Origin of the sequence: Bordetella genomosp. 10 (genome assembly GCF_002261225.1) — a bacterium.
GTDB lineage: Bacteria > Pseudomonadota > Gammaproteobacteria > Burkholderiales > Burkholderiaceae_B > Bordetella_C.
The window spans coordinates 791,338-807,251 of record NZ_NEVM01000005.1; the positions used below are offsets into that span (position 1 = coordinate 791,338).

Annotated in this window: 15 protein-coding genes; 8 read left to right on the forward strand and 7 right to left on the reverse strand. The window is 70.0% G+C overall.

The features are described 5' to 3' along the window. Positions 1 to 62 precede the first annotated feature (62 nt). The 8 genes from CAL29_RS19790 to CAL29_RS19825 are packed head-to-tail and all read left to right on the forward strand — an operon-like array spanning position 63 to position 8,773. Positions 63 to 1,037 carry an ABC transporter permease gene (locus CAL29_RS19790; protein WP_094854750.1) on the forward strand — a complete coding sequence of 325 codons (975 nt, stop codon included), beginning with the start codon at positions 63 to 65 and terminating at the stop codon, positions 1,035 to 1,037. 51 nt (positions 1,038 to 1,088) lie between these two features. Beyond that, positions 1,089 to 1,943, forward strand: a complete 855-nt coding sequence (locus tag CAL29_RS19795; protein ID WP_094854751.1) for an ABC transporter permease — start codon at positions 1,089 to 1,091, stop codon at positions 1,941 to 1,943. Continuing rightward, a complete protein-coding gene (locus CAL29_RS19800; RefSeq protein WP_094854752.1) occupies positions 1,940 to 3,610 on the forward strand; it encodes an ABC transporter ATP-binding protein in 1,671 nt (556 codons plus the stop codon). Before CAL29_RS19795 ends, CAL29_RS19800 begins: the two co-directional genes overlap by 4 nt. After that, a complete protein-coding gene (locus CAL29_RS19805; protein ID WP_094854753.1) occupies positions 3,607 to 4,584 on the forward strand; it encodes a 2-hydroxyacid dehydrogenase in 978 nt (325 codons plus the stop codon). Before CAL29_RS19800 ends, CAL29_RS19805 begins: the two co-directional genes overlap by 4 nt. A gap of 2 nt (positions 4,585 to 4,586) precedes the next feature. Then, complete coding sequence (locus CAL29_RS19810; protein ID WP_094856765.1) at positions 4,587 to 5,348, forward strand: GntR family transcriptional regulator; 762 nt, start codon at positions 4,587 to 4,589, stop codon at positions 5,346 to 5,348. Then, positions 5,345 to 6,373, forward strand: coding sequence for a histone deacetylase family protein (locus tag CAL29_RS19815; protein ID WP_094854754.1), 1,029 nt, complete (start codon positions 5,345 to 5,347; stop codon positions 6,371 to 6,373). Before CAL29_RS19810 ends, CAL29_RS19815 begins: the two co-directional genes overlap by 4 nt. A gap of 19 nt (positions 6,374 to 6,392) precedes the next feature. Continuing rightward, positions 6,393 to 7,481, forward strand: coding sequence for a phosphotransferase (locus tag CAL29_RS19820; protein WP_094854755.1), 1,089 nt, complete (start codon positions 6,393 to 6,395; stop codon positions 7,479 to 7,481). After that, complete coding sequence (locus CAL29_RS19825) at positions 7,478 to 8,773, forward strand: aspartate aminotransferase family protein (RefSeq protein WP_094854756.1); 1,296 nt, start codon at positions 7,478 to 7,480, stop codon at positions 8,771 to 8,773. Before CAL29_RS19820 ends, CAL29_RS19825 begins: the two co-directional genes overlap by 4 nt. A 42-nt stretch (positions 8,774 to 8,815) precedes the next feature. On the opposite strand, the gene uvrC is transcribed toward CAL29_RS19825, so the two are convergent. The 7 genes from uvrC to CAL29_RS19860 all read right to left on the reverse strand — a co-directional run bounded on the left by uvrC (position 8,816) and on the right by CAL29_RS19860 (position 15,910). Then, positions 8,816 to 10,642 (reverse strand): excinuclease ABC subunit UvrC, encoded by a 1,827-nt coding sequence (uvrC, locus tag CAL29_RS19830; protein WP_094854757.1) that lies wholly within the window; start codon positions 10,640 to 10,642, stop codon positions 8,816 to 8,818. Further along, a complete protein-coding gene (gene nagZ / locus CAL29_RS19835; RefSeq protein WP_094854758.1) occupies positions 10,602 to 11,660 on the reverse strand; it encodes a beta-N-acetylhexosaminidase in 1,059 nt (352 codons plus the stop codon). The genes uvrC and nagZ overlap by 41 nt, the downstream gene beginning before the upstream one ends. 35 nt (positions 11,661 to 11,695) lie before the next feature. After that, on the reverse strand, positions 11,696 to 12,166 hold the full coding sequence (acpS, locus tag CAL29_RS19840) for a holo-ACP synthase (RefSeq protein ID WP_094854759.1): 471 nt from the start codon (positions 12,164 to 12,166) through the stop codon (positions 11,696 to 11,698). A gap of 48 nt (positions 12,167 to 12,214) precedes the next feature. Next, the gene (locus CAL29_RS19845) at positions 12,215 to 12,970 is read right to left on the reverse strand and encodes a pyridoxine 5'-phosphate synthase (RefSeq protein WP_094854760.1); all 756 of its coding nucleotides are present in this window, start codon (positions 12,968 to 12,970) and stop codon (positions 12,215 to 12,217) included. Between the two features lie 159 nt (positions 12,971 to 13,129). Continuing rightward, positions 13,130 to 13,951 carry a winged helix-turn-helix domain-containing protein gene (locus CAL29_RS32095; protein WP_256977602.1) on the reverse strand — a complete coding sequence of 274 codons (822 nt, stop codon included), beginning with the start codon at positions 13,949 to 13,951 and terminating at the stop codon, positions 13,130 to 13,132. A 275-nt stretch (positions 13,952 to 14,226) separates the two neighbouring features. Continuing rightward, complete coding sequence (locus CAL29_RS19855; protein WP_094854761.1) at positions 14,227 to 15,021, reverse strand: ABC transporter ATP-binding protein; 795 nt, start codon at positions 15,019 to 15,021, stop codon at positions 14,227 to 14,229. Between the two features lies 1 nt (position 15,022). Beyond that, on the reverse strand, positions 15,023 to 15,910 hold the full coding sequence (locus tag CAL29_RS19860; RefSeq protein ID WP_094854762.1) for an ABC transporter permease: 888 nt from the start codon (positions 15,908 to 15,910) through the stop codon (positions 15,023 to 15,025). Between the last annotated feature and the right edge of the window lie 4 nt (positions 15,911 to 15,914).

Genomic DNA, 15,914 nt, shown 5'->3' on the forward strand with positions numbered 1-15,914 from the left:
GCACCGAGGCTTGCGCCCGGCATTATTTGTCGGGCGCATCGGTACGAAGGAGCAGTTTTCCAATGAAACGCCTGCAATTCATGATTACGCGCCTGGCCCAGGGCTTCATCGCCCTGCTGGTCATCGCCATCGTCAACTTCCTGCTCATACGGGCCGCGCCCGGCGATCCCGTGTCCGTCATGGCCGGCGAGGCAGGCGCGTCCGATCCGCAATTCATCGCCCAGTTGCGCACGCAGTTCGGCCTGGACCAGCCGCTGGCGACCCAGTTGTTCAAGTACCTGGACCACATCCTGCACCTGGACCTGGGCTATTCCTACCGCCAGCAGCAGTCGGTCTTCCATCTCATCATGGAACGCCTGCCCGCGACGCTGCTGCTCACCGGCAGCGCCTTCGTGCTGGCGCTGCTGCTGGGCGTGGCCGCCGGCGCCCTGGCCAGCCGCCGCGCCGGCACCTGGCTGGACAGCGCCATCACCGTGGTCTCGCTGGTCTTCTACGCGACGCCGCTGTACTGGCTGGCGATGATGGCGGTGCTGCTGTTCACCGTGAAGCTGGGCGTGCTGCCCGGCTTCGGCTACGTCACGGTCGGCGCCGACCTGCACGGCCTGGCGCTGGCGGCGGACATCGCCACGCACCTCATCCTGCCCGTCGTGACGCTGGCCCTGTTCTACATGGCGGTCTATGCCCGCATGACCCGCGCCTCCATGCTGGAGGTGGCGCAGATGGACTTCGTGAAGACCGCGCGCGCCAAGGGCCTGCGGCCGGGGCGCATCCAGCGCGCGCACATCCTGCGCAATGCGCTGCTGCCGGTGGTCACGCTGGCCGGCATGCAGGCCGGCGGCATGATAGGCGGCGCCGTGCTGACCGAAACCGTATTCGCGTGGCCCGGCATCGGCCGGCTGATGTTCGACGCGCTGCTGCAGCGCGACTACAACCTGCTGCTGGGCTGCTTCCTGGTGGCCGCCGCCATGGCCGTGCTGTTCAACCTGCTGACCGACCTGGTCTACACCATCGTCGATCCGCGCATCCAACTGAATTGAACGCGGGTCCGCCGCCGCGCGGACCGGACCCGCACGCAAGGGGAAGGCAAGATGAGCAAGGGCTCGAACAACGGATTCTGGCGGCGCTTCCGCCGCAACAAGGGCGCCATGGCAGGCATGGTGGTCCTGGTCCTGGCCGCCGGGCTGGCGCTGTTCGGCCCGCTGCTGGCGCCGGACAATCCCTGGGACATGGTGCAGATGCCCTTCATGGCGCCGGGCTCGGCCCCGGGCGTGGTGATGGGCACGGACACGCTGGGCCGCGACATCCTGTCCGGCGTGATCTACGGCGCCCGCATCTCGCTGCTGATCGGCGTGGTGTCGACCGTGGTGTCGCTGCTGATCGGCGTGACCATCGGCGCCATCGCGGGCTACTTCGGCCGCTGGGTCGACGCCACGCTGATGCGCTTCACCGAACTGTTCCAGTGCGTTCCGAACTTCGCCCTGGCCATCGTGCTGGTCGCCATCTTCCAGCCCTCGGTGAAGTCCATCATCATCGCCATCGCGGTGGTCTCCTGGCCGCCGGTGGCGCGGCTGGTGCGCGGCGAGTTCCTGACGCTGCGCCAGCGCGACTTCGTCTCGGCCGCGCAACTGGCCGGCGAGTCCACGCCGCGCATCATCCTTACCCAGATCCTGCCCAACGCCACCTCGCCCATCGTGGTCATGGCCTCGCTGATGGTGGCCACCGCCATCCTGCTCGAATCCAGCCTGAGCTTCATGGGGCTGGGCGACCCCAACGAGATGAGCTGGGGCTATATGGTGGGCGCGGCGCGCACCGTCATGCAGCAGGCCTGGTGGATGGCGGTCTTTCCCGGCATGGCGGTGCTGTTGACGGTGCTCGCCCTGAACCTGGTCGGCGAAGGCCTGAACGACGGCCTGAACGCGCGGCTGGACGGGAGGAACCGATGAACGCCGGCAATTCGACGACGATAACGGCAACGGGGGCGCCCGCCAAGCCGGTGCTGGAAGTCAGGAATCTCAGCATCCGCCTGCCCGCGGGCGGCGACCGCGAACTGGCGGTGCGCGACGTGTCCTTCACCCTGATGCCGGGCCAGACCCTGTGCGTGGTCGGGGAATCGGGCTCCGGCAAGTCCATGATCGCCAACGCGGTGATGGGCCTGCTGCCGCGCCCCAACGTGGAGCCGGTGGCCGGCGAAATCCGCTTCGACGGCCAGGACCTGCTGGGCCTGACCGAAAGCCAGTTGCGCGAGCTGCGCGGCCGGCGCATCGGCATGGTGTTCCAGGAACCGATGTCCGCCCTGAACCCGGTCATGCGCATCGGCGTGCAACTGGGCGAATTGCTGGACGCGCACGTGAAGCTGCCGGCCGCGGAGAAACGCCGGCGCATCCTGGACGCCCTGGCCGACGTCGGCCTGCCGGAGCCGGCGGCCCTGATCGACAGCTATCCCTTCCGCCTGTCCGGCGGCCAGCGCCAGCGCGTCATGATCGCCTGCGCCCTGCTGCTGGAGCCCGCGCTGCTGATCGCCGACGAACCGACCACGGCGCTGGACGTGACCACCCAGGCGCAGATCCTGGTGCTGATGCGGGAATTGCAGCGGCGCCGCGGGACGGCGGTGCTGTTCATCACCCACGACTTCGGCGTGGTCTCGGAAATCGCCGACGACGTCGTCGTCATGCAAAGCGGCAACCTGGTGGAAGCCGGCCCCGCCGCGCGGGTGCTGACGCAGCCCGGCCATGAATACACCCGCAAACTGATCGCCGCCATTCCGCGCGGCGCCATGCGGGAATCCGGGGCCGAGCCCGATCCGCTGCACGTGCTGCAGATCCAGGATCTGCAGAAGACCTACACGACCGGCGGCGGCCTGTTCCATCACGGCCGCAAGGTCCAGGCCGCCAAGGACGTCAATCTCGTCCTGCGGCGCGGCCAGACGCTGGGCGTGGTGGGCGAATCCGGCTCCGGCAAGTCCACGCTGGGCCGCTGCATCGCCGGGCTGCTGCCCTACGACGGCGGCCGCATCTTCTTCAAGGGCCAGCACCTGCTCTCCGGCCGGCGCTTCCGCGAGCTGTCGCGCGGCAAGATACAGATGGTCTTCCAGGATCCCTATGCCTCGCTGAACCCGCGCCATCGCGTCGGCGCGGCCATCGCATCGGGCCCCATCGCCCAGGGGCTGTCCAAGGCGCAGGCCTGGGCCCGCGCCATCGAACTGCTGGGCCTGGTCGGCCTGGGAGCGGACGCGGCGGACCGCTATCCGCACGAGTTCTCGGGCGGCCAGCGCCAGCGCATCGGCATCGCCCGTGCCCTGGCCATGGAACCGGAATTGCTGGTGGCCGACGAACCCGTGTCGGCGCTGGACGTATCGGTGCAGGCCCAGGTCCTGGACCTGTTCGCACAGGTCCGCGAACGCTTCCGGCTGTCCATGGTCTTCATCACCCACGACCTGCGCGTGGCCGGCGAAATGTGCGACGAGATCGCCGTCATGCAGCGCGGGGAAATCGTCGAGTACGGCAAGACGGCCCAGGTCCTCGGCGATCCCCGCCATCCCTACACCCGCAAGCTCATCGACGCCGTGCCCAAGCTGGCGCGCGATGAACAGACGCAACGCCATATCGCATGAGCAGCACCCTGCCCTCCTCTCCCGGCGCCGCCGCGGCGCGCCCCCGCATCGCCCTGTTGAGCAGCAAGATCGACATGGCGTATCTGGTCCCGGCGTTCGCCGAGGTCTACCCGCAGGCCGAGCTGGTGCTGGATCCCGGCCCCGGCGACCGCGAAAGCATCGTCGCGGCGGTATGCTGGGCGCCGCGCCACGGCGAACTGGCCGCCCTGCCCAATCTCAGGCTGATCCAGTCCATCGGCGCCGGCATCGACCACATCGCCAGCGATCCCGACCTGCCGGACGTCCCCTTGTGCCGCATCGTCGACGACGACATGGGCGCGGGCATGGCCGCCTACGTCTGCTGGGCCGTCACGCATCGCCAGCGCCACATGCAGGACTATGCGGACAGCGCCGCGGCCGGCCGCTGGGAAGAACAGCCCATCGTCTCGCCGCGCGACCATCGCGTCGGCATCGCCGGCATGGGCGAACTGGGCGCGCGCTGCGCCCTGGCCCTGCGCGCCATCGGCTATGCCGTGCGCGGCTGGAGCCGCGGGCCGAAGACCGGCCTGCCCGCGGACATCGCGCTATTCCACGGCGACGCCCAACGCGGGGACTTCCTGGCGGGATGCGATACGCTCGTGTGCCTGCTGCCCGCCACGCCCGAGACCTTCGGCATGTTCGACGCGCGCCTGTTCGCGCGGTTGCCGCGCGGCGCGCATTTCGTCAACGTGGGCCGCGGCGCCCACGTGGTGGAAGACGACCTGCTGCGGGCGCTGGACGACGGCGCGCTGGGCTACGCCACGCTGGACACCTTCATCCAAGAGCCCTTGCCCCCCGATCACCGCTTCTGGCGCCACCCGCGCGTGCGGGTGACGCCGCACATCGCCACGCGCACGTCGGCCACGGCGATCGCGCGCCAGACCCGCGATAATCTGGAAGCAGTGTTGCAAGGCCGGGCGGGCGACGTCGCGGTCACACCAGGAAAGGGCTATTGATCATGACCGCAATCGCAACCATGCAAACGGACGCCCCGGCGGCGGCATGGGACTTCACGGCCATTTCGTCGACGCACCTGGTCGACGAGGTGGAGGCGCAACTCATCCACGCCATCGCCGCCGGCATCATCCCGCCCGGCGGACGCATCGTCGAGGCCGAGCTGGCGCGCCGCATGGGCATCAGCCGCGCGCCGGTGCGCGAGGCCGCGCGGCGGTTGGAGCGCCAGGGCATCGTGGTGGCGCGGCCGCGCCGGGGCTTCGTCGTGCGCACCATCAGCGCCAAGGAGATCGACGATCTCTACCAGGTGCGGCTGCACATGGAGATCCAGGCCATCGAACTGGCGTGCGACCGGGCCGACGAAGCCGGCATGCAGCGCCTGCAGGACGCGCTGGGCCGCATGGTGGCCGAGGCCGGCACCGCGCCGCAGACCCAGCGCGTCATGCGCGACCTGGAGTTCCACACGCTGATCTGCGAACTTTCGGGCAACAGCTACCTGCTCAAGCTGTTCATCAATATGCGCACCGAGCTGCTGATGATCATGGCCCTGATCGAACTGGCCTACCAGGATCCCCAGCTCGTCGCCGAGACCCACCAGCCCATCGTCGATTGCATCCGCAACCGCAATGCCCGCGCCGCCGTCGCCGCGATGCGCGTGCACCTGGAGGACGCGCGCAAGCACGTGCGCGCGCTCTATGCCGAAAAGCACGGCGAGAAAACCGTGCGCCAGTCCCGCAGGTCCACCCAACGCACAGGAACGCCATGAAGGTTGTCTACAGCGATCGCCACCAAGGACACGACCCGCAGCAATTCATCGTGCGCGGCCGCATGAAACGCAGCAACGAGCAGCCCGAACGCGCCCTGCGCCTGCTGGAGGCCGCGCGCGGCCAGGGCCACGACGTCGTCGAACCCGACGACTACGGCGCCGCGCCGCGCGCGGCCATCCATACGCCGCAGTTCCTGCGCTTCCTGGAAACCGCGTGGCAGCGCTGGCGGGAACTGCCCGACGCCTCCGAGGAAGTCACGCCCAACATCTACCCCTTCCCGGGCCAGCCCTGCACCTACCCCGACAGCGTGGTCGGCCAGGCCGGCTACCACATGGGCGACAACGCCTGCAGCATCGGCCCGCACACCTGGGAAGCCGCCACGGCGTCGGCCCATGCCGCCACGCATGCCGCGCACCTGGTCATGGAGGGCGAGCGCGTGGCGTACGCGCTATGCCGGCCGCCCGGGCATCACGCCTATGCCGACCGCGCCAATGGGTTCTGCTACCTGAACAACGTGGCCATCGCCGCCCAATACCTGCGCCAACGCCACGCGCGCGTCGCGGTGCTGGACATCGACGTCCACCACGGCAACGGCACCCAGGGCATCTTCTGGCGGCGTCCGGACGTGCTGACGATCTCGCTGCACGGCGACCCGCGCGTCTTCACGCCCTTCTTCGTCGGCCACGCGCACGAGCGCGGCGAAGGCGACGGCCTGGGCTGCAACATCAACTATCCGCTGGCGCGCGGCACCCGCCTGCCGGCCTATATGCAAGCACTGGAAGACGCCTGCCTGAACATCCAGGCCTATGCGCCCGGCGCGCTGGTGGTGGCGCTGGGCCTGGACGCCCACGAAAAGGATCCCTACCAGGCCCTGGCGATCTCCACCGAGGGCTTTGCCGACATCCTCGGCCGCATCGCGCGCCTGAACCTGCCGACGGTGCTGGTGCAGGAGGGCGGCTACCTGTCGGAAGACCTCGGCCCCAACCTGGCGAGCGCCTTGCGCGGCTACACCCAGGCCCTCTGAGCCCTCCAGGACGCCCGCCATGCCGCCTTCCGATTTTCCAGTGCCGCCCGCCATCGGCATTCTCGCCGCGCAAGCGCGCCCGGTGCCGCTTTCCTGGGCGCGCGACCTGGCCGTCGAGGCCTATGGCCTGGACGCGGAACTGACGCCGCTCTCCGGCGAGCGCGACGCCAATTTCTTCGCGCGCGCGAGCGACGGCCAGGACTATATGCTGAAGATCTCGCATCCGTCCGAGCCGGAGGTCGCCTCCGACTTCCAGACGCAGGCGCTGCTGCACATCGCCCGCGCCGATCCCGGCCTGCCCGTGCAGCGCATCGTGCCGGCCCTGGACCGGTCTGCCTCGCTGCGCAGGCCGGCGCCCGACGGGCTGCCGCGCGTGGTGCGCCTGATCCGCTACCTGCCCGGGCTGCCGATGCCGAAGACCGCGCGCACCGCCAGCCAGCGCGCGGCCGTCGCCGCCATGCTGGCGCGCACCGACCTCGCCCTCGCGGGCCTGCGCCATCCGGCGCGCGAGCTGCAACTGCCCTGGGACCTGCAACGCGCCGACGCCGTGGCGGAGCTGCTGGACCACGTGCCGGACGCCGGCCGGCGCGCGCTGGCGCGAGACGCCCTGCGCGACTACGTCCGCGACGCCCAGCCCGGCCTGGCCGGCCTGCGGCGGCAGCCCATCCACAACGATTTCAATCTCTACAACCTGCTGGTCGACGAGGCGGACCACGACCGGATCGTCGGCATACTGGACTTCGGCGACATGATGCACGCGCCCATGGTCAACGACCTCGCCGTCGCCGCCTCCTACCAGGTCGACGAAAGCGGCGACGCCCTGGCCGCCATCGTGGGCTTCGCGGCGGCCTACCATGCCGTGCTGCCGCTGACGCCCGCGGAAATCGACGTCCTCTATCCGCTGATCCGCGCGCGCCTGGCCATGGTGGTGGCCATCAGCGGCTGGCGCGCGGCCCGCAACCCGGCGAACGCCGATTACCTGCTGCGCAACAACGCGATTTCCTGGGCCCGTCTGGCCCGTTGCGCCACGCTGCCGCCCGCGCGGGTCCGCGACGCGCTGCGCGACGCCCTGCCGGGACGATCCCAACCCCTGACGGAGCCGCAATGACCGCCGCCCCATCCACGACCGCCAGCCTGCTCGCGCGCCGGGCGCGCGTGCTCGGCCCCGCCTACCGCCTGTTCTACGACGACCCCGTGCACCTGGTGCGCGGCGAAGGCGTATGGCTGCACGACGCCGACGGCAAGCGCTACCTGGACGCCTACAACAATGTCGCCTGCGTGGGCCACGCGCATCCCCGCGTCGTGCAGGCCATCGCGCGGCAGGCCGCCGTGCTCAACACGCACACCCGCTATCTGCACGAGGGCGTGGTGGACTATGCCGAACGCCTGCTGCGCACGGCGCCGGGCATGGACCACGCCATGTTCACCTGCACCGGCAGCGAGGCCAACGACCTGGCGCTGCGCATCGCGCGCGCGCATACGCAGGCCCAGGGCTTGATCGTGACCGACAACGCCTACCACGGCGTGACCGCCGCCATCGCGGAAGCCTCGCCCTCGCTGGGCCGCTATATCAAGCTGGGGCCGGCCGTCAGGACGGTGGCCCCGCCCGACACCCGCCATGGCGATGCGGCCGCGGTCGGCGCGCGCTTCGCCCAATCCGTGCGGGAAGCGGCCGCCGACCTGCGCGCCCACGGCCTGGCGCCGGCCGCGCTGCTGGTCGACACCATATTCTCTACCGACGGCATCCACGCCGACCCGGCCGGCTTCCTGGCGCCGGCGGTGCAAGCCATCCATGAGGAAGGCGGCCTGTTCATCGCCGACGAGGTCCAACCGGGCTTCGGCCGCGGCGGCGACACCTTCTGGGGCTATCAGCGCCATGGCGTGGCGCCCGACCTCGTCACCATGGGCAAGCCCATGGGCAACGGCCATCCGGTGGCGGGGCTGATGACCCGCGCCGACGTGCTCGCCGCCTTCGGGCGCGAGTGCCGGTATTTCAACACCTTCGGCGGCAACCCCGTCTCCATGGCCGCCGCCGGCGCCGTGCTGGACGTCATCGAGGACGAGGGCCTGCGGGAGAACGCGCGCGTCGTGGGGGACTATCTGCGCGCGCGCCTGCGCGAGCTGTCGGCGCGCCATCCGGTCGTCGCCGATGTGCGTGGCGCGGGCCTGTTCGTGGGGCTGGAACTGAGCGAAGAACGGAGCGAGGGCCCGGACCGCGCGCCCGCCACCGACCTGGCCGCCCGCGTGGTCAACGGCCTGCGCCGGCAGGGGATACTTCTCAGCGCCACCGGGGCGGCCGGCAACGTGCTCAAGATACGGCCGCCGCTGGTCTTCCAGCGCGAGCACGCGGACCTGCTGGCCGACGGCATCGGCGCGGCGCTGGCGGCCTGCGGGGCCTGACCCGCGCCGCCGCCGGCCGCGGCCCATGCCGCTGCCCGCCCTTCAATGCAGGGCGTCGTAGATGCGTTCCGCCAGGTCCTGCGAAATACCGTCGACGGAGGCCAGGTCCTCGATGCTGGCCCGGGACACGCCGGAGAAGCCGCCGAACCGCGCCAGCAGCCGCTGCCGCCGCCGCGCGCCGACGCCCTCGATTTCCTCCAGCCGGGACACGTTGCGCGCCTTGGCCCGCCGCGCCCGCATGCCGGTAATGGCGAAACGGTGCGCCTCGTCCCGCACCTGGGCGATCAGCATCAGCGCCGCCGACTCCGCGCCCAGCGCCACCGGCGGCCGCTCGTCGGCGAAGATGAGCGTCTCCAGCCCCACCTTGCGCCCTTCCCCCTTGGCCACGCCGACCAGCACGTGGATATCCAGCCCCAGTTCGGCGAAGACCTGCCGCGCCACTTCCACCTGCCCCTTGCCTCCATCGATCAGCACCAGGCCGGGCAATTCGGCCTCGCCGTCGGCGACCTTGGCGAAACGGCGCGTCAGCACCTGGCGCATCGCCGCATAGTCGTCGCCCGGGGTGATGCCGGCGATGTTGTAGCGGCGGTAAAGCGAGGGCTGCATCTCGTGATGCTCGAACACCACGCAGGACGCCTGCGTCGCCTCGCCCGCCGTGTGGCTGATGTCGAAGCATTCGACGCGCAAGGCATCCAGCGCGGCCTCGTCGGTGTCCAGGTCCAGCGCCTCGGCCAGCGCCAGGGTGCGCGCGGCGCGGGCGCCGGATTCGGTGAGCGCGCGCGCCAGGGCCATCTCCGCGTTGCGTACCGCCTGTTCCAGCCAGGACCGCCGCACGCCTTGCGGCCGGGTCAGCACGCGGACGCGGGCGCCGGACTGCTCGGCCAACAGGTCGACCAGCTCCGCATCCGGCAAGGCGTGCGAACAGACCAGCACCGGCGGCAGCTTGTTGTCCGTGTAATGCTGGCCGACGAAGGCCTCCAGGACGTCGGCCGCCGCCTCGCCTTCGGCATGGGTGGGGAAAAAGGGCTTGTCGCCCAGGTGGCGGCCGCCGCGCACCATGGCCAGGTTGACGCACACGCGCCCGCCGGCCACCGCCACGGCGATGATGTCGCTGTCCTCTCCCCCCGCGTCTTCCATGGTCTGCTGGTGCAGCACGCGCGCCAGCGAGCCCATCTGGTCGCGCAGGACGGCGGCCCGCTCGAACTCCAGCGCCTCGGAGGCCCGCAGCATGCGCGCCTCGATCTCGTCCATCACTTCCTTGGCCTGGCCATTGAGGAAGCGTCCCGCGCGATCGACGTCCCGCGCGTACTCCTCGGCCGGCACCGCGTCCACACAGGGCGCCGAGCAGCGGCCGATCTGGTTCAGCAGGCAGGGGCGCGAGCGGTTGGCGAAGACCGTGTCCTCGCAGGTGCGCAGGCGGAACACCTTCTGCAGGATCTGTATGGTCTCGCGCACGGCCCAGGCGTTCGGGAAAGGGCCGAAGAACTGGCCGCGCTTGTTGGTCGCGCCGCGGTAATAGGCGATGCGCGGCCATTGGTGTCCCGTGATCCACAGATAGGGATAGGACTTGTCGTCGCGGAACAGGATGTTGTAGCGCGGCCGCAGGCTCTTGATGAGATTGTTTTCCAGCAGCAGCGCCTCGGCCTCGGAACGGGTCACCGTCACCTCGACCAGCGCGACCTTGGACACCATCTGCGCGATGCGCGGGCTGCTCAGCGTCTTCTGGAAATAGGACGAGACGCGCTTCTTGAGGTCGCGCGCCTTGCCGACGTACATGACCTGGCCGTCCGCGTCGATGTGCCGGTACACGCCCGGCAGATGCGGCAGATCAGCCAGAAACGATTTCAGATTGAAGGCTGCTTCGGGCATGCTGGTAACGGCGTTCGGCTTGCAGGGCGTCCCAACGCGGGGCGCGGAAACGGGGCATGAGGTGGCGGATGCGTTCGACGGACCGCTCATCGGGCTCCCACGACAGGCGCTCCAGCAGTTCGTCGGCCAGGTCGGGCCGGTTGCAGACCAGGACCATATCGCAGCCGGCGTGCAGCGCGGCCTCGGCGCGCGCCAGGATATCGCCGGCCACCGACGCGCCTTCCATGGTCAGGTCGTCGGAAAACACCACGCCATCGTAATGCAGGCGGTCGCGCAGGATCTCGCCGACCCAGCGGCGTGAAAAACCGGCGGGATGCTTGTCCACCTTGGGGTAGATGACGTGCGCCGGCATCACCGAGCTCAGCACGTTGTCGCCCAGCCAGCCGTAGGGCGCGGCGTCCTCGTGCAGGATGCGTTCCAGGCTGCGCGGATCGACCGGGATGTCGTGGTGCGAATCGGCGCTGACGAAACCGTGGCCCGGGAAGTGCTTGCCGCAGGACGCCATGCCGGCCAGGCCCAGGCCCTGGATCAGCGCGCGCGACAGCATGGCCACCACGCGCGGATCGCGATGGAAGGCGCGGTCGCCGATCACCTTGCTGATGCCGTAGTCCAGGTCCAGCACCGGCGTGAAGCTGAGATCCACGCCGCAGGCGCGCAGTTCGGCGGCCAGGACATAGCCGACGTCGGACGCCGCCCGCATGGCCACCAGCGGATCGCGGTTCCAGATCTCGCCCAGGCGGCGCATGGGCGGCAGCGCCGTGAAGCCGTCGCTGCGGAAGCGCTGCACCCGGCCGCCCTCGTGGTCTACCGCGATCAGCAGCGGTTCGTCGCGCGCCTCGTGGATGGCCTCGGTCAGCTCGCACAGCGCGCGGCGGTCCTGGAAATTGCGGGCGAACAGGATGACGCCGCCCACCAGCGGATGGCGCAGGCGTTTCTTCTCCTGCTTGGTCAGCGTGGCGCCGGCGACGTCGACCATGACGGGACCGGGCGGCAGCGATTTCTTTTTCTTGCGGGACATGATGAATAGAACTCCGGTAAGCGGCGGAAGGCGGCTCAGCGCCGTGTTTCCACCACGACGTAGGCGGCCGCCATGTCGGACTCGTCCGTCAGCGAAACGTGGGCGGCGCCGAAGCGCTCGTCGTACCACGCCTGCAATTCCGGCGCGAGCACCAGGACAGGCCTGCCGCTGGGCGCGTTCAGCGTCTGCACGCGGCGCCAGGCCATGGGCATGCGCATGCCCAGCCCGATCGCCTTGGAAAACGCTTCCTTGACGGCGAAGCGGGTGGCCAGGAACAGCACGCCGCGCCGGGCGTCGCGCCGGCGCCGGGCATGGAATTTCTGCATTTCCTGCGCGCCGAGGATTTTTTCGGCGAAACGGTCGCCATGGCGCTCCAGCGCGCGGGCAATGCGGTCGACACGGATGAGGTCCATGCCGATGCCCGCGATGGCCGCGGCCGGCGCGCCGGCAGCCGGCCCGGCGGGCGGGACGGAAAGCGCGGACAAGGATGGGGACGGCGTACTCATGAAGGCTTCCAGGGCTGCGCGGCGCGGCCGCAGCCGTCCATCATACCGTCAGGCGGGCGTAAAAACCTTGCCGCGCGCGGCTTCCACCCGCGCCCGCACCATCAGGGCCTTCATGTCGCGCACGGCCTTCTCCCAGCCGTCGAAGACCGCCTGGGCGACGATGGCGTGCCCGATGTTCAGCTCGGCCAGCCCGTCCAGCGCCGCCACCGGCTGCACGTTGCCGTAGTGCAGGCCGTGGCCGGCATTGACGCGCAGCCCATGGCGCAGGCCTTCGGCGATGGCGGCCTTGATGCGGGCCAGCTCGGCGACGGCCCGCTCGCCCTGCGCTTCGGCATAGGCGCCGGTATGCAGCTCGATGACCGTGGCGCCGGCGCGGGCGGCGGCCTCGATCTGCGCCGCCTCGGGATCGATGAACAGCGACACCCGGATGCCCGCCTCGCGCAATTGCGCGACGGCGGCGCCGACCGCCGCCTGCCCGCCGATCACGTCCAGCCCGCCCTCGGTGGTCAGCTCGGCGCGCTTTTCCGGCACCAGGCAGACGTCGTCCGGGCGCACCTGGCAGGCGATGTCCAGCATCTCGGCCGTGACGGCGCATTCCAGGTTCATGCGGGTACGCAGCCTGGGACGCAGCGCATGCACGTCGGCGTCCTGGATGTGGCGCCGGTCTTCCCGCAGGTGCAGGGTGATGAGATCGGCGCCGGCATCCTCGGCGCGCAGCGCCGCGGCGATGGGGTCGGGATAACCGGCGTGGCGCTGCTGCCGCAGCGTGGCCACGTGGTCGATGTTTACACCTAGTTCTATCATTGCGCCGCCGTCCTGGTCATGGTCCTGGTCTTTTCCACGTGGCGCGCATGCGATGGCAAGGGTTTTTCGCGGCGCGCCACCGGCATATTATCGCGCGCGCCGGCCCGGCCCGGGGCGGCGCGGATGCCGGCGCCGCCGGCCGCCGCGCCGGACCATCGTTCAACCTTCCTCGTGCGCCACCAGCGTCCCGGCGAAGACGTAACCCAGCCGGTGCACCGTGTGCAGGGGCAGGCGCTGGCCCGAGGACAGGACTTTTTTACGCAGGCGGCTGATCACCACGTTCATGGAACGCAGATTCGCTTCCGACATGAAACGGCACAGGTCCTTGCGCGAAAGCTCGCGCTGCGGGCTGGCCAGCATGCAGTTGAAGCAACTGCGCTCCAGGCCCGTCAACGGGATGCGGATACCGTTGGGCGCCACCAGCACCCAGCCCTGGTACATGAGCGTCCAGGGCGTCGCGCCGGACGCCGGCGCGGCCGCGACGCGCAAGGGAGGAAGAATGCCCGGGTAGCGCACCGCGCGGCGCGGCGGCGGCACGGCCGAGGCGCGCGCCATCGCGCCGCGGCCGGAGACCAGCCCTGCCCGGCGGGCCTGGGCGCGCAGCAACGCGGCGAACTCGGGACCGTCGTAATGGCGGTCCAGGCACAGGTGGGCGCCCGCGCCCAGCACGCGCACGCGCAGGTCGGCGGCCGCGCCGGGCATCTGCACCACTACCCCGGCCGCGTGCTCGGCCTCCAGGCGCGGCAGCAGGGTGTCGGTCAGCAGGGCTTGCGGCGTGCCGGCCCCCAGCACGACCAGTTGCGCGGGATGGCGGTTGAGCCAGCGAAACAAGGTGTCCGCATCATGCACGCCATGTACATGAAAGCCGGAGGGCCGGAGCAGATTCAGCAATTGCGTGCGGGCCGGGGCCTCCGGCTCGTACAGCACGACGGAAATCGGATGGGATGGGTTGTGGGGTTTGACGGTGTGCGGCGCTTCCATGACAGTCCATAGAGGTTCGTATCAGGGAGCAAACTAACACTGCCATCGGGCTTGTGAGCACCGCGGCCAAAGAATCAGACTGATCCGACGTAAAAATCCGTTTAGCCCGTGAATAACTTCTGGCGAACCCTACAAGCGCGGGCCATCGGAACGGGCAGAATTCCCCGGACACGCAGGAACCGCGCCGGGGTATCGGCGACGAATCGATCGGGAATTTGATAAAGCGTCAATACGGCGTCAATCCGGCGTCAACCCGACGCCGGTACGGTACGGCGCTAGCCGAGCAGCAGCGCGTCGTCGGACAGGTTCTCGCCGCGCACCTGTTCGAACATGGCGAGCAGGTCGCGCACTTGCAGGCCCTTGCGTTCCTCGCCCGCCACGTCCAGCACCACGCGCCCCTCGTGCAGCATGACCGTGCGGTCGCCCACTTCCAGCGCCTGGCGCATGCTGTGGGTCACCATCATGGTGGTCAGCTCGTGTTCGGCGACGATGCGCGCCGTCAACGCCAGCACGAACGCCGCCGTGCGCGGATCGAGGGCGGCGGTATGTTCGTCCAGCAGCAGGATGCGCGAAGGCTGCAAGGCCGCCATCAGCAGGCTGACCGCCTGGCGCTGGCCGCCGGACAGCAAGCCGATGCGGTCGCCCAGGCGGTCTTCCAGCCCCAGGCCCAGCCCGGCCAGGCGCTCGCGAAAGCGTTCGCGCAAGCCGTCGTTCAGCGCGCGCCCCAGGCCCCGGCGCACGCCGCGCGACTGGGCCAGCGCCATGTTTTCCTCGATGCTGAGGTCCTCGCAGGTACCCGCCAGGGGATCCTGGAACACCCGCGCCACGCGTTGCGCGCGCGCCCACGAGGACAGGCGCGAGACGTCGATGCCGTCGATATCGATGCGCCCGCCGTCGATGGCGACCTCGCCCGCGACGGTGTTCAGCAGCGTGGACTTGCCCGCGCCGTTCGAGCCGATCACGGTGACGAACTGGCCGCTGGGAATTTCCAGCGACAGGCCGCGCAAGGCGTGCGTCTCCACCGGCGAACCGGCGTTGAAGGTCACTTGCAGATTCTCCGCGCGCAACATGTCAGCCTCCCTTGCCGGCGCGGCGCCGCTTCAACCGGGGCAGCACCAGGGCGAAGGTCACCAGCACCGCGGTAACCAGGTTCAGATCCTGCGCCTGCAGGCCGATGAAATCGCTGTTCAGGGCCAGGGCGATGAAGAAGCGATAGATCACCGCGCCCAGGATCACCGCCAGCGTGGCCAGCGCCAGCCGCCGCGACGGCAGGATGCTTTCGCCGACGATGACCGCGGCCAGGCCGATGACGATGGTGCCCAGGCCCATGGAGATGTCCGCCCCGCCCTGCGCCTGCGCGAACAGCGCGCCGGCCAGCGCCACCAGGGCGTTGGACAGGGCCATCCCGCCCAGCACCAGGCGGCCGGTGTTCACGCCTTGCGCGCGCGCCATGCGCGGGTTGGCGCCGCTGGCGCGCAGGGCCAGGCCGGTGCGGGTGGCGAGGAACCAGTCGAGCAGGCCCTTGCAGACGGCCACCACGATCAACAGCAGCAGGGGCCGCATCAGGTAATCGCTGACGTTCGCCGGCTGCAGCATGGTGAACACGGTGGGCTCGGTGATCAGGGGCACGTTGGGGCGGCCCATGATGCGCAGGTTGACCGAGTACAGCCCTATCATCACCAGGATGCTGGCCAGCAGGTCCATGATGCGCAGCCGCACGTGCAGCCAGGCGGTCAGCAGTCCCGCCAGGGCGCCCGCCGCGACGGCGGCCGCGGTCGCCAGGAAAGGATTGCAGCCGGCCGAGATCAGCGTCGCCGCCACCGCCGCGCCCAGCGGAAAACTGCCGTCGACCGTCAGGTCGGGAAAGCGCAGCAGGCGAAAGGAAATCATCACCCCCAGCGCCACCAGGCCGAAAACCAGCCCGATCTCCAGCGCGCCCATCAAGGAAAACAAGGACATCGCC

Coding starts and splice junctions, on each gene's coding strand:
- acpS (WP_094854759.1), bottom strand. CDS start 12,166: ATGAGTACGCCGTCCCCATCCTTGTCCGCGCTTTCCGTCCCGCCCGCC.
- CAL29_RS19800 (WP_094854752.1), top strand. CDS start 1,940: ATGAACGCCGGCAATTCGACGACGATAACGGCAACGGGGGCGCCCGCC.
- CAL29_RS19825 (WP_094854756.1), top strand. CDS start 7,478: ATGACCGCCGCCCCATCCACGACCGCCAGCCTGCTCGCGCGCCGGGCG.
- CAL29_RS19810 (WP_094856765.1), top strand. CDS start 4,587: ATGACCGCAATCGCAACCATGCAAACGGACGCCCCGGCGGCGGCATGG.
- CAL29_RS19855 (WP_094854761.1), bottom strand. CDS start 15,021: ATGTTGCGCGCGGAGAATCTGCAAGTGACCTTCAACGCCGGTTCGCCG.
- CAL29_RS19790 (WP_094854750.1), top strand. CDS start 63: ATGAAACGCCTGCAATTCATGATTACGCGCCTGGCCCAGGGCTTCATC.
- CAL29_RS19805 (WP_094854753.1), top strand. CDS start 3,607: ATGAGCAGCACCCTGCCCTCCTCTCCCGGCGCCGCCGCGGCGCGCCCC.
- CAL29_RS19845 (WP_094854760.1), bottom strand. CDS start 12,970: ATGATAGAACTAGGTGTAAACATCGACCACGTGGCCACGCTGCGGCAG.
- uvrC (WP_094854757.1), bottom strand. CDS start 10,642: ATGCCCGAAGCAGCCTTCAATCTGAAATCGTTTCTGGCTGATCTGCCG.
- CAL29_RS19795 (WP_094854751.1), top strand. CDS start 1,089: ATGAGCAAGGGCTCGAACAACGGATTCTGGCGGCGCTTCCGCCGCAAC.
- CAL29_RS32095 (WP_256977602.1), bottom strand. CDS start 13,951: ATGGAAGCGCCGCACACCGTCAAACCCCACAACCCATCCCATCCGATT.
- CAL29_RS19860 (WP_094854762.1), bottom strand. CDS start 15,910: ATGTCCTTGTTTTCCTTGATGGGCGCGCTGGAGATCGGGCTGGTTTTC.
- nagZ (WP_094854758.1), bottom strand. CDS start 11,660: ATGTCCCGCAAGAAAAAGAAATCGCTGCCGCCCGGTCCCGTCATGGTC.
- CAL29_RS19815 (WP_094854754.1), top strand. CDS start 5,345: ATGAAGGTTGTCTACAGCGATCGCCACCAAGGACACGACCCGCAGCAA.
- CAL29_RS19820 (WP_094854755.1), top strand. CDS start 6,393: ATGCCGCCTTCCGATTTTCCAGTGCCGCCCGCCATCGGCATTCTCGCC.